Annotated in this window: 13 protein-coding genes; 9 read left to right on the top strand and 4 right to left on the bottom strand. The window is 64.8% G+C overall.

Features of this window, described 5'->3' with window-relative positions; translation table 11 throughout:
* Nucleotides 1–23 precede the first annotated feature (23 nt).
* On the bottom strand, nt 24–1,316 hold the full coding sequence (locus Y88_RS17010) for an ATP-binding protein (RefSeq protein WP_018075606.1): 1,293 nt from the start codon (nt 1,314–1,316) through the stop codon (nt 24–26).
* Nucleotides 1,316–2,050: a response regulator gene (locus Y88_RS17005; RefSeq protein ID WP_008071486.1), complete on the bottom strand. Its 735-nt coding sequence runs from the start codon at nt 2,048–2,050 to the stop codon at nt 1,316–1,318. Before Y88_RS17005 ends, Y88_RS17010 begins: the two co-directional genes overlap by 1 nt.
* A 233-nt stretch (nt 2,051–2,283) precedes the next feature.
* Here Y88_RS17005 and Y88_RS17000 point away from each other — a divergent pair, with 233 nt between their 5' ends.
* From Y88_RS17000 to Y88_RS16990, 3 genes are all read left to right on the top strand, one after another.
* Nucleotides 2,284–2,787, top strand: a complete 504-nt coding sequence (locus tag Y88_RS17000) for a hypothetical protein (RefSeq protein WP_008071483.1) — start codon at nt 2,284–2,286, stop codon at nt 2,785–2,787.
* 161 nt (nt 2,788–2,948) lie between these two features.
* Nucleotides 2,949–3,401, top strand: a complete 453-nt coding sequence (locus Y88_RS16995; protein ID WP_008071482.1) for an EF-hand domain-containing protein — start codon at nt 2,949–2,951, stop codon at nt 3,399–3,401.
* Nucleotides 3,394–4,260, top strand: a complete 867-nt coding sequence (locus Y88_RS16990; RefSeq protein WP_008071480.1) for a sterol desaturase family protein — start codon at nt 3,394–3,396, stop codon at nt 4,258–4,260. The genes Y88_RS16995 and Y88_RS16990 overlap by 8 nt, the downstream gene beginning before the upstream one ends.
* Here Y88_RS16990 and Y88_RS16985 read toward each other — a convergent pair.
* The gene (locus Y88_RS16985) at nt 4,218–6,134 is read right to left on the bottom strand and encodes a CocE/NonD family hydrolase (protein WP_008071479.1); all 1,917 of its coding nucleotides are present in this window, start codon (nt 6,132–6,134) and stop codon (nt 4,218–4,220) included. The genes Y88_RS16990 and Y88_RS16985 overlap by 43 nt on opposite strands.
* Before the next feature lie 181 nt (nt 6,135–6,315).
* Nucleotides 6,316–7,101 (bottom strand): phosphoribosylaminoimidazolesuccinocarboxamide synthase, encoded by a 786-nt coding sequence (gene purC, locus Y88_RS16980; RefSeq protein WP_008071478.1) that lies wholly within the window; start codon nt 7,099–7,101, stop codon nt 6,316–6,318.
* Between the two features lie 338 nt (nt 7,102–7,439).
* Here purC and wrbA point away from each other — a divergent pair, with 338 nt between their 5' ends.
* The 6 genes from wrbA (at nt 7,440) to Y88_RS16950 (ending at nt 12,242) form a co-directional block, all read left to right on the top strand.
* Nucleotides 7,440–8,039, top strand: coding sequence for an NAD(P)H:quinone oxidoreductase (gene wrbA / locus Y88_RS16975; RefSeq protein WP_008071477.1), 600 nt, complete (start codon nt 7,440–7,442; stop codon nt 8,037–8,039).
* Nucleotides 8,040–8,220: 181 nt separating this feature from the next.
* On the top strand, nt 8,221–8,631 hold the full coding sequence (locus tag Y88_RS16970) for a ketosteroid isomerase-related protein (RefSeq protein WP_018075607.1): 411 nt from the start codon (nt 8,221–8,223) through the stop codon (nt 8,629–8,631).
* Between the two features lie 3 nt (nt 8,632–8,634).
* Nucleotides 8,635–9,228, top strand: a complete 594-nt coding sequence (locus Y88_RS16965; protein ID WP_008071475.1) for a GNAT family N-acetyltransferase — start codon at nt 8,635–8,637, stop codon at nt 9,226–9,228.
* A complete protein-coding gene (locus tag Y88_RS16960) occupies nt 9,225–10,139 on the top strand; it encodes a carbon-nitrogen hydrolase family protein (protein WP_008071473.1) in 915 nt (304 codons plus the stop codon). Before Y88_RS16965 ends, Y88_RS16960 begins: the two co-directional genes overlap by 4 nt.
* Nucleotides 10,136–11,083 (top strand): bile acid:sodium symporter family protein, encoded by a 948-nt coding sequence (locus Y88_RS16955; protein WP_008071471.1) that lies wholly within the window; start codon nt 10,136–10,138, stop codon nt 11,081–11,083. The genes Y88_RS16960 and Y88_RS16955 overlap by 4 nt, the downstream gene beginning before the upstream one ends.
* Nucleotides 11,084–11,111: 28 nt before the next feature.
* Nucleotides 11,112–12,242, top strand: coding sequence for a glycerophosphodiester phosphodiesterase family protein (locus Y88_RS16950; protein WP_008071468.1), 1,131 nt, complete (start codon nt 11,112–11,114; stop codon nt 12,240–12,242).
* Nucleotides 12,243–12,288 lie beyond the last annotated feature (46 nt).

Raw genomic sequence — 12,288 nt, 5'->3', positions numbered from 1 at the left:
GCGCGAAGCTCGGCCCAAGGCAATCAGGCCTGGTCGGGCAGGATCAGGACGGCGGAAAATTCGCCGGGATCGCGATGGAATTCGACGCGGCCGCCTTGCGCCAGAGCGGCGCGCTGGGTGATCGCAAGGCCAAGCCCGGTGCCGTCGCCGCTGCGCGCGCTGTCCCCGCGTGCAAAGGGCCGCAGCATCGTTTGTGCGGCGGCAGGGTCGAACCCTTGTCCGGCATCATGGACGCTGACGCGCAGGGCGCTTCCGTCATGGGTGATGCGCACGCCGACCGGGGCTTTGCCGTGGCGCAGGGCATTGCCGACGAGATTGGCGATGGCCCGCCGCGTCGCTTGCGCGCGCAAGGGGTGGACCAGCGTTTCGGGAGCATCGAGCGAGACCGAATCGAGGCCGGTATCCGCGCCTGCATCGGCAATCGCCGCGCGGGCAAGGGCAACGACATCGGTCGGCTGGCAGGGTTCGTCGGCAAAGCCGCGCGCAAAGGACAGGAATTGCCCCAGCATGTCCTCGATCCGATCGACTTGCCGGGACGCAGTGGCTTCGAGGTCGGGGTCCTGTCCGGCCAGCATTTCGAGGCACAGGCGCAGGCGGGTAAGCGGCGTGCGCAAGTCGTGGCTGACGCCCGCAAGCATGACCGCGCGTTCGGCCTCGGCCTCGGCAAGGCGTCCGGTCATGCGGTTGAGCGCCTGGGCCACGGCGGCGATTTCGGCGGGTCCCTCGATTGCGAGCGGGGCGGCGGTTCCGTCGGCATGGTAATCGTCGAGTTCGGCAGCAAGGCGCCGCAAGGGGCGGTCGATTGTATATTGCAGGCCAAGGCCCCCCGCGACCGAGACGATGAAGGCGATGATCGAGGCGACCACGAGGCTGGCAACGGCGCCGCGTTCGCGCGGGGCACTGATGCTGATCCAATAGGGATCACCGCCAAGCTGGAGCAGGAACCACAGGCGTCCCGGACCGTCGGTTCGCCAGATCAGGATCTCGTCGTGGCGCAGGCGGCTGGCGAGCGCGATCAGGTATTGCCGCTCGATCATGGTCGGCGCGCGCAGGCCGTCGCTCGGGGGATGGGATTGAGGGCGCAATTCCATGCGTCCGCCCGCATTGATCTGCGCGACGAGCGCCGCACGGCGTGCGGGTGCCATGCCCATCATGGCATCGTCGACCGCGCTCAGCATGTCGGCGGTGACTTCGGCAATGCGGATGACTTGCGGGCGGATGACGAGCGTCGTGACGAGGAGCCCGGCAAGCGCCTGTCCGGCCAGAACCACGCCCACCATCAGGGCAAGATTGCGGCGGAACAGGGTGTGCAGCATCACGCGCGCGAGATCCTGTCCTCGGCATTGTCGGCCAGCACGTAGCCCACGCCCCAGACGGTGCGGACATGCCGCGGGTCCGAAGGATCATCGCCGATGGCCCGGCGCAGTCGTGCGACCTGCACGTCGATGGCACGGTCGGTCACTTCGGCATCGCGCCCGAGCGCCCGCTCGATCAGCTGGGCCCGGCTGAGCGGACGTCCGGCACTGCGCGCGAGGGCTGCGAACAGGGCATATTCGCGCGAGGAAAGGACAAGGGGTTGTCCTTCGCGCGCGACGGTCATGGCCGAGAAATTGATCGTGAACGGCCCGACAGTCAGCACTTCGTCGCGTGCGAGCGTGCGGTCCGGGCCAAGGCGGCGCAGCATGGCGGAAATGCGCGCGACCAGCTCACGCGGGAGGAAGGGTTTGCCCAGATAGTCGTCGGCGCCCATTTCCAGCCCGAGCACCCGGTCGATCGCATCGCCGCGCGCGGTCAGCATGATGACCGGAGTGGGATCGCCCCCGGCGCGCAGACGGCGCAGCACGGCAAGGCCGTCTTCGCCCGGCATCATGAGGTCGAGCACGATGACATCGGCCGGATCGCGTTGCAGCGCGCTGTCCATCGCCCGCCCGCCATCGACCGCCCGCACGGCATAGCCGTGTTCGCCCAGAAACCGGGTGAGCAGCGCGCGCAGTTCCGGGTCGTCGTCGACGACAAGAATGCGGGCAGGGGCGGTGCGGGCTGTTGTCATGGCCTCAGGGGTACGGCGCCGCTCCGGCGAGAGCCAGAGGGTAAGATGTGACAAAGCATGACACCCTCGTCCACCTGTCACCAGACGAAACATAATCGGATTTGGGCGACACAAGCATGATGCAGCGATCCGTCACAACGGGCTCATCGGAAGGTCGTGAGATCAAGACCGGCCGCTTCCCCCCGAAAAGGGTCCACCAGGACCCTGCCAAGCGAATTGAAAGGATTACCCTCATGATCCGCAAATCCGTACTTCTCGCCGTCCCCGTCGCTCTCCTGATCCTGGCCCCGATGGCGGCCGAGGCGCGCACCGGGTTCATCCATGTCGGCGGCGCCAATGGCGGCGCTTCGGCGGCGGCCGGCGCACGCGGTGTTGCCGCACGCGCCCACGGCACCACGACGTCCTCGAACGGGACGGTGACCCATGCCAGCGGCGGCGCCTATGCCGGAACCAACGGTTCGCGCGGCTGGCGTGCGTCGAGCACCTCGCAGAATGCGGACGGCAGCGTCACGCATCAGGGTTCGGCCTATGCCAACGGCGCCAATGGCACGGTCAGCTCGTCGAACAATTTCACCCGTTCGGCCAGCGGCGGCTGGAGCGGCTCGTCCTCGACCAGCGCGACCAACAAGAACACCGGCAACAGCTATCAGGGTTCGACGACCATCGACCCCACCACGGGTAAGCCGGTTCACACCGGTACGTGCACGAACTCCGCAGGGGCCGTAATTCCCTGTTAAAACCCTACGGTCCTTGCAGAGAACCCCGGGGTGCCGCGGCCGGAGTCCCCGCTCTGGTCGCGGCATTTCGGATAGAATATTTTCAGAAGTCGCGCTCGCGTCCGGCCCCTCGGCACGTTGTCGGGCGTCGGGTGCGGCGCCTTGCAGAAAGTCTGAACCCCATGACCCGCATGTCCGGCATTCGCTCCACACCCCGTCTCGTCGCGACGTTGATCCCCGCCGTGCTCGTTCTTGCCCCGGTTTCGGCCATGGCTCAGGCAGGAGCCGTTCCCGGCAACATGGTCGAGCAGCTCCAGGAAGCCGATCTCAACCACGACGGCTATGTCGATCGCGACGAACTCCATGCCGCGCGCATCCGCAACTGGCAGCGGCTCGACCGCAATGGTGACGGCTTTTTTGATCAGAGTGATTTGCCGTTCCTGATGCGCTCGCGCTGGCAGGGGGATCGTATCCGCAATCTGGTTGCGCAATTCGACCACGACGGTGACGGACGCATCAGCCACGACGAATTCGTCAACGGCCCGACGCCCGGTTTCGACATGGCCGACACCAATCACGACAATCGCGTCTCGCGGGCCGAGATCGCGGCGCTCAGGGCACGGCAGCATGGATAACCCGTTCGGTCTGGCCGCCCATCATCGCGGGCTGCTGTTCATCATGCTGGCGGCGGCCCTGGCCGAGGCACTGTGGCGCGGCCGCTATGACATCATGGCCTTTCTGGCGAGCCTTGGCATCCTTGTCGGCCAGCAGGTGCTGCGTCCGCTCGACGCGCTCTTTCTCGGGCCGATGTTCCGGGCGATCGCCGCCCATGCGCCGGTATCATGGCCTGCCGGGGACTGGCGGACCTGGGTGGTTGCCTTCGTCGGCGTCGAATTTGCCTATTACTGGTTTCATCGCCTGAGCCATCGCGTGCGGTGGATGTGGGCGACCCATGCGGTCCATCACTCGTCGACCGAGCTGGTCCTGCCTGCTGCCTTGCGCCTGGGCTGGACCGGGCCGATCTCGATGGGGTGGGTCTGTTACTTGCCGTTGCTGCTGCTCGGGTTTCCGCCGCGCGTTGTCGCGGTGCTGCTGGGGGCCAATCTCCTGTGGCAGTTCTGGCTGCATACCGAAGCGGTCGGGCGGCTTGGCCTGCTTGAGGAAGTTCTCAACACCCCCTCGCACCATCGCGCCCACCATTCGTGCGATGACGCCTTTCTCGACTGCAATTTCGGGGGCGTGCTGATCGTGTTCGATCGCTTGTTCGGGACGTTCCGGCGCGAACCGGACGGCGGCGGGCTGCATTATGGCCTCAAGGGCCATGCGCCGAGCACCAATGTCTTCGAAATCGCGCTCGGCGAATGGCGTCGCCTGTTTGCGGCGATGGGGCGGGCCCATGGCCTGTTCGCCAAAGTCCGGGTGGCGCTCGGCCCCCCGGACGAGGACGTCGATCACTCCGCAGGCGGGGCGCTGACCAGCGGCAAGTCGATATAGCTTCCTTCGGTCCCGCCGACGCTGACCTTCTGGTTCGCCTTCACATAGTCGGCGGGTTTGGCTTCGAAAATCGACGGCACGAAAGTCTGCGGATTGCGGTCGTAGAGCGGGAACCAGCTCGACTGGACCTGCACCATGATCCGATGGCCCGGCAGGAAGACGTGGTTCACCGGGGGCAGGGCAAACGTGTACTTGAGCGGCACGTTGGGCGTCAGCGCCTTGGGCTGGGACAGGCTTTCGCGATAACGGCCCCGGAAGATGTCCATGGTGACGGGCAGTTCATAGCCGCCCATGGCCTGATCCATCGGGACTTCGTCGGGATAGACATCGATCAGCTTGACCACCCAGTCGCTGTCGGTGCCGCTGGTCGAAGCCGTCAGGTGGACGACCGGATCGCCGCCGACGGCCACCGGCTTGTCGAGCACCGGGCCGGTGAAGGCAAGGACGTCGGGGCGTCCCGAGACCGGCCGCTGGTCGCTGGTGAGCCAGGTCGGCCAGGGATTGCCTTCATAGCCGACCTGCTTGTTGGGGCGCGGCATGAACGAGACCGGATTGGCCGGGTCGGACACATAGTCGAGCGCTGCTTCCTTGTCCGACGGGGCAAAGCCCAGTGACTGGTCGGCATGGAGATAGAGCTTGGCCGAGCTTGCCTTTTCGGGCCAGCCGGAGAGCTTTTGCCAGCGGTTTTCGCCCGACTGGAACGCGGTGACGGTCGCCACGTCCATCGGCTTGTCGTAAAGATAATGAGCGAGGAACGGCGCGAGCACGTTCCTGCGCCACCATTTCCCGGTGTCGCTGTCCCAGTGGACCGGGCCGAGGCTGTCGGCGCGCTCGATTTCCTGTCCGTGGAACCACGGCCCCATGGTCAGGAACAGCATGCCGTCCTTGTCGGCGGGCTTCATCGCCTTCCACACGGCAGGCACGCCATAGATGTCTTCCTGATCCCACAGCGAATGGACCAGCATGGTCGGCACCTTGAGCGGGGCCTTGGCGAGAATGCGGTCCATCGCCTGTTCCTGCCAGAAGCTGTCATAGGCGGGATGCGCCTTGATCTTCTGCCAGAAACCGATCTGGTCGAGCCCGTGTGCGCTCGCCAGCGCGCCGACCGAGCCGTACCGCATGTAATGGGTATAGGCATCGGCTTCGGGTAGTTCGTAATGGCTGGCATTGTCGTGGGTGGCGACCTGTTCCCAGATATAGGTCAGGTTGTATTCGCGAAACGCCCCGTTGTGGAACCAGTCGTCGCCGCGCCAGCCGTCGACCATCGGGTTCATCGGCACCGCGACCTTGAGCGCGGGGTGCGGATTGACCAGCGCGGCAAGGCTGGTGAACCCGTCGTAGCTGATCCCCAGAATGCCCACGCGTCCGTTCGATTCGGGGACGTTCTTCACCAGCCAGTCGATGGTGTCCCAGGTGTCGGTGGAGTGGTCGACTTTCGTGGGGTTGAGCGATGTGCCCACGAACGGACGGTTCATGACATAGCCGCCCTTCGAGCCGTATTTGCCGCGCACGTCCTGGATGACGCGGATGTAGCCGCCTGCCGCGACGACGTCGGGCGCGCTGTCATAGCCGTCGATGGCGATGCCCATATGCGCGGACGAGCCGTGCCCGGTCAGTTCATCGGCGCTGTAGGGCGTGCGCGTCAGCAGCATGGCGGCGCCTTTCGCGCCTTTGGGAATGAGGATGACGGTGTGCAGCTTGACCCCGTCGCGCATGGGGATTTCGACCGCGCGGCGTTCGTAGTCGCGCACGCCGGTCGCATCGGCGAGCTTGGCCGGACGCTCGTCATAGACCGGCGCCGGGGCGGCGAGTGCGGGCATGGCCGTGGCAAGCAGCAGGGCAGCGGTGGCAATCGCCTTCATCATCTCGTGCATCTCCGGGTGTGATCGCGGATTGCTAGCCGGAGGATGCGCTTGTTGCGCACTCCTTTTTACCGGTCGATCGAAACGGGCGAATCGCAATTGGGGGCGCAAAACGGACAACGCCCCCGCGCCGGGTGGCGCGAGGGCGTTGTCGTAATCGGCGCAGGGGGCAGATGACTGCCCGCCCGTTCCCTTACTTCTTGGTGCGCAGCTTGCGGTGAGCGCCAAGATCGAGGACTTCGGAAGGTCCGCCTTCGTTGTCGAGCAGGCCGAGACGGCGCGCGACTTCCTGATAGGCTTCCTCTTCACCGCCGAGATCGCGGCGGAAGCGGTCCTTGTCGAGCTTTTCGCCGGTCGCCATGTCCCACAGACGGCAGCCGTCGGGGCTGATTTCGTCGGCGAGGATCACGCGGCTGTAATCGCCGTCCCAGATGCGGCCGAATTCGAGCTTGAAGTCGATCAGGCGAATGCCGATGGTTGCGAACATGCCGCACATGAAGTCGTTGACGCGGATCGCCATCGACGAAATGTCCTGCATTTCCTCGTTGTTGGCCCAGCCGAAGCAGGCGATGTGCTCTTCGGCGACCATCGGATCGCCCAGCGCATCGTCCTTGTAGTAATATTCGATCAGGGTGTGGGGCAGCGGTTCGCCTTCGGGAATGCCGAGGCGCTTGCTGATCGAACCGGCCGCGACATTGCGCACCACGACTTCGATCGGGATAATCTCGACCTGACGGACGAGCTGCTCGCGCATGTTGAGACGGCGGATGAAGTGCGTCGGAATGCCGATATGGGCGAGACGGGTGAAGACGTACTCGCTGATCCGGTTGTTGATGACGCCCTTGCCGTTGATGGTGCCGCGCTTCTGCGCGTTGAAGGCGGTCGCATCATCCTTGAAATACTGGATCAGCGTACCCGGTTCGGGGCCTTCGTAAAGAATCTTGGCCTTGCCTTCGTAGATCTGGCGGCGACGGGACATGGGCTACTCTTCCTGTGGCGGCGGGCGCAAAGTGTAGCGCCCTTTCAGCCGAATAAAAACGGGGCCGACCAAAACCCCGGTGGAACAACCGTGCCTTCGGCCTGGGCCGTGCATCGTGAAACAATGCGTCGTCGTGCCGGGGCTGCGAGGCTGGCCCCATAGGCGAAAAAGCAGCTTTTGGCAATCGTGGGCTGTCGATCGCGTGCTGTTCTATAAATTCGAACATTATGTCCGGTATTATCTCTCTAAACCTGAAATCCGCTTGGCGCTAGAGACGGGGCATCGAACCGGGGTGGACATCCAAGGCTCCCCCGGCACGCGGCGAAAGGATGCCCCCCATGAGCAAGGTTCTCGTTCTCTATTATTCGACTTATGGCCACATCGAAACCATGGCCAATGCGGTTGCCGAAGGCGCCCGCGCTGCCGGCGCGGAAGTGGATGTGAAGCGCGTTCCCGAAACCGTTCCCCACGAAATCGCCGAAAAGGCCCATTTCAAGCTCGATCAGGCTGCCCCCATCGCGACGGTCGCCGAACTCGAGCATTATGACGCGATCATCGTTGGAACCGGCACCCGCTTCGGCCGCCTGACTTCGCAGATGGCCGCCTTCTTCGACCAGGCCGGTGGCCTGTGGGCGCGCGGCGCGCTCAACGGCAAGGTCGGCGCGGCGTTCACCTCGACCGGCAGCCAGCACGGCGGGCAGGAAACCACCCTGTTCTCGATCCTGACCAACCTGCTGCACTTTGGCCTTACCATCGTGGGTCTCGATTACGGCTTCCAGGGCCAGCTTGGCGTCGACACCGTTGTCGGCGGCGCGCCTTATGGTGCGACCACGCTCGCCGGTGGCGACGGCAGCCGCCAGCCCAGCGAAGCCGAACTCGACGGTGCCCGTTATCTCGGCAAGCGCGTTGCCGACACGGCGAACAAGCTTTTCGGCTGATCGATCGTCCGATTTCCCGAGGAATGAGGCGCCCGACGGGGTGCCTCATTCCTTTTTCTGATTCCCCGAATTAGGCATGGCGCGGGTCCCGGCGGCACCCTTATGGGGTGTGCATGTCGGGCTCGAAGCGCCGGTTTCGGCCCGGACGATGTCTGAAAGAATGCCTGCGAGGAGATACCAGATGAGCCGTGCCGACACTCTTGCCCTTCTCGAACGCTATTATGGCGCGTTCAATGCCGGGAATTGGCAGGGCATGCTCGATTGCCTCGCCGACGATGTCGCGCACGACATCAACCAGGGCGGTCGCGTGGTCGGCAAGGACGCCTTCGCGCAGTTCCTTGGTCACATGGAACGCTGCTACAAGGAACGTCTGGAAGACATGGTGCTCATGGCGAGCGAGGACGGCACCCGTGCGGCGGCCGAATTCGTCGTGCATGGCCAGTATCTGGCGACAGACGAAGGCCTGCCCGAAGCCGATGGACAGACCTATGTTCTGCCCGCGGGTGCGTTCCTGTCGATCGTCGATGGACGCATCACGCGCCTCACCATGTATTACAACCTTGCCGACTGGACGGCGCAGGTCGGTGCGTAAGGCATGACCGGCGTCTCGGTCCGTCCCCTGACCGGCGGTGAAATTGCCGCCGTGCTCGACGATCTCGCGATGCTGCGCATTCGCGTCTTTTCGGCTTGGCCCTATCTCTATGACGGCGATCCGGCTTACGAGGCCGAATACGTCAAGGAATATGCCGCCGCGCCCGATGCGGTGCTGGTCGCCGCATTTGACGGGGACCGGATCGTGGGGGCTGCGACCGCTGCGCCGATGGCGGACCAGAAGGACGAGTTCCGCGCGCCGTTCGTGGCGCGCGGGCTCGACGTCGATCGGCTGTTCTATTTCGGCGAAAGCGTGTTGCTGCCCGAATATCGCGGGCAGGGCGTGGGTCATGCCTTTTTCGACCAGCGCGAGGCGCAGGCGAGGGCTTGTGGCGCCAATGCGGCCTGCTTTGCCGCGGTGATCCGCCCATCCGATCATCCCGCGCGGCCTGCCGACTATGTCCCGCTCGATGCATTCTGGACAAAGCGCGGATATGCCCCGATCCAGGGCCTCACGACCGAGCTTGCCTGGAAAGATCATGGCGAGGCTGTGGAAACCCTGAAACCCATGCAGTATTGGCTCCGGCAATGGTCATGACCCGCTATCGCATTGCGTCCGCGCAATATCCCATCGACGCGCTGGCCGACTGGGACGCCTATGAGGCGAAAGTGACGCGCTGGGTGGCCGAGGCCGCGCAGGGCGGCGCCAGCCTTGCGATCTTTCCCGAATACGGGGCGATGGAGCTGGCCAGTCTCGATCCGGCGACGATGGGCGATCTTGCCGGTTCGATCGAGACCGTCTCGGCACTCTTGCCGCGCGTCGATGCGCTCCATGCCGATCTCGCGCGGCGCCACGACCTGTTCCTTCTCGCCGCGAGCGCTCCGCGCAAGCTGGCCGACGGGCGTTTCGTCAACACCGCGCGCCTGTTCTCGCCCGACGGACGCGTGGGTGCCCAGGACAAGCTGCTGATGACCCGGTTCGAACGCGAACAATGGGGCATTTCCGGGGGCGATGTCCTGCGTCTGTTCGATACGCCGCTCGGAAAGCTTGCGATCCTGATCTGTTACGACAGCGAATTTCCCCTGCTGGCCCGCGCGGCGGTCGAAGCGGGCGCGCAAGTCCTTCTCGTACCCAGTTGCACCGAAACCATGCACGGCTACTGGCGTGTGCGCATCGGCAGCCAGGCCCGCGCGCTCGAAGGGCAGTGCTATGCCGTCCATTCGCCGACCATCGGCGATGCGGACTGGTCGCCTGCCGTCGATCGCAACCGGGGTGCGGCTGCCGTTTACGGACCGCCGGACCGTCATGCGGCCGGGGGTTTTTCCATGCCCGAAGACGGCGTCCTTGCCATTGGCGAGGAAAGCCGCCCCGAATGGGTCTTTGCCGATCTCGATCTCGGCCATGTCGATGCCTTGCGCGCCGATGGCGGCGTGCTCAATGCGCGGGACTGGGTCGAGCAACCGGGTGCCGTTTCCTTGCCTCCATTGGAGATCGTGGACCTCTCATGAAGATCGATCCCTTCATTCTGATCATGCTGTCGACTGTTGCGCTGGCCAGCCTGTTTCCGGCCAGCGGGCAGGGGGCTGTGGTCGTCGACACCGTTTCCACGCTGGCGATTGCCCTGCTGTTCTTTCTGCACGGCGTGCGGTTGAAGCGGGAAAGCCTGATCACGGCGGCGCGCGACTGGCGCGTCCACATCCTGATCCTGGCGCTGACTTTCGTGATGTTCCCCTTGCTGGGCATCGGTTTGCGCGCCGTTGCCGGTCCCTTGCTGCCCGCGCCCTTGTGGACAGGTCTTCTGTTCCTGTGCGTGCTGCCCTCGACCGTGCAGTCGGCGATCGCCTTCACCTCGATCGCGCGCGGCAACATTCCGATCGCCCTGTGCGCGGCGGCGTTCTCCAATCTGTTCGGTGTCATCATCACGCCGCTCTTGGCCGGGCTGGTGCTGGGTGCGCAGGCGGGGATCTCGCTGGCCCAGGTCGGGCGCATTGCGGTCGAACTGCTGCTGCCGTTCATCGGCGGGCATCTCCTGCGCCCGCTGCTGGGGCACTGGGCGGAAAGCCACCGCAAGCTGCTGACGATCACCGATCGCGGCACGATCGTTCTGGCGGTCTATTCCTCGTTCTCGGCCGCGATCGTCGAAGGTCTCTGGCACAAGCTGGCGCCGATGCAGCTGGTTGCGGTGCTGGCCTTCTCCTTGCTCCTGCTCGGGCTGGTGCTGACGCTTTCGACCGTGATCGCGCGGGCGCTGGGCTATGACAAGCCGAGCGAGATCGCGATCGTCTTCGTCGGTTCGAAGAAGTCGCTGGCGAGCGGCGTGCCCATGGCCAAGATCATTTTTCCCCCTGCCATTGCCGGGGCGGTGATCCTGCCGATCATGATTTTCCATCAGGCCCAGTTGATGGCTTGCGCGACGCTCGCGCGGCGTTATGCCGCACGCAAGGGTGATTGACGCGGCAACAATCGGGAGTCCCGAGACAATGCGTGTGGCACGGCGTGATGTTCTGGCAGCCGGCGGCGGGATCGCTGCTGCTCTTTTGACGGGATTGGGAACGACAGCGCGGGCCGCTTCAGTGCGTCCGGACAAGCCGCTGGTGCTTGGCCATCGTGGCTGTTCGGCCTTGCGGCCCGAACACACGCTCGGCTCCTATGCCAAGGCCATCGCGGACGGGGCGGACTTCATCGAACCCGACCTGGTTTCGACCAAGGACGGCATTCTCGTCGCCCGCCACGAAAACAACATTACCGAGACCACCGACGTTGCCACGCGCAAGGAATTTGCCGCGCGCAAGGCGAGCAAGGTGGTCGACGGGGTGTCGCAGTTCGGCTGGTTCACCGAGGACTTCACGCTCGACGAACTGCGTACCTTGCGCGCGAAAGAGCGTCTGACCGGTGAGGGGATGCGCACCGAAAGCCATTCCTATGACGGCGCCTTCCGCATTGTCACTCTGGCCGAAATCGCCGATTTCCTCGCCGCCGAAGCTGCGGCGCGCGGGCGGACGATCGGGCTTATCCCGGAAATCAAGCATTCGACCTATTTCGCCGGGATCGGCCTGCCGCTCGAAGAGCGTTTCTGCAAGGAACTGGCTGCCAACCGCTATCTCGGCACCGCGCCGGTGATCGTCCAGTCGTTCGAGATCGGCAATCTCAAGAAGCTGCGCGGCGTTCTGGGCGACAAGCCCAATGTCCAGTTCATGCAGTTGATCGACCAGAACGATATGCGCCCCGCCGATGTGGCAAAGGCCGGTGGCGCCACGACCTATGGCGACATGCTCAAGCCCGACGGGCTGGCACAGATCGCCGGCTATGCCGACTGGGTCGCGCCCTGGACCCGCCAGTTGATCCCGCTCGACAGCGAGGGGAAGATCGGCTCGGCGTTCGATGTCATCGCCGATGCGCACCGTGCCGGACTTCTGGTCGGATGCTATACCTTCCGCCCGGAAAACCAGTTCCTGGCCGCCGATTATCGCAATGACGCGGGGCCCAATGCACGCAATCCCGAAGGCAGTGTGATGGAAATCCGCCGCTATCTGTCCGAAGGTCTCGACGGGTTCTTTACCGACGACCCGGCGCTCGGGCGGCGTGCAGTGGATGGAGATCCCCAGCAATAATTTCCGCCAAGCGCGAAAGGCGGCGCGATGCACCCGAGGGTTGGCG

Origin of the sequence: Novosphingobium nitrogenifigens DSM 19370 (assembly GCF_000192575.1) — a bacterium.
Taxonomy (GTDB): domain Bacteria; phylum Pseudomonadota; class Alphaproteobacteria; order Sphingomonadales; family Sphingomonadaceae; genus Novosphingobium; species Novosphingobium nitrogenifigens.
The sequence above is the reverse complement of the archived record's forward strand: the minus strand, read 5'-3'. Positions and strand labels throughout refer to the sequence as shown.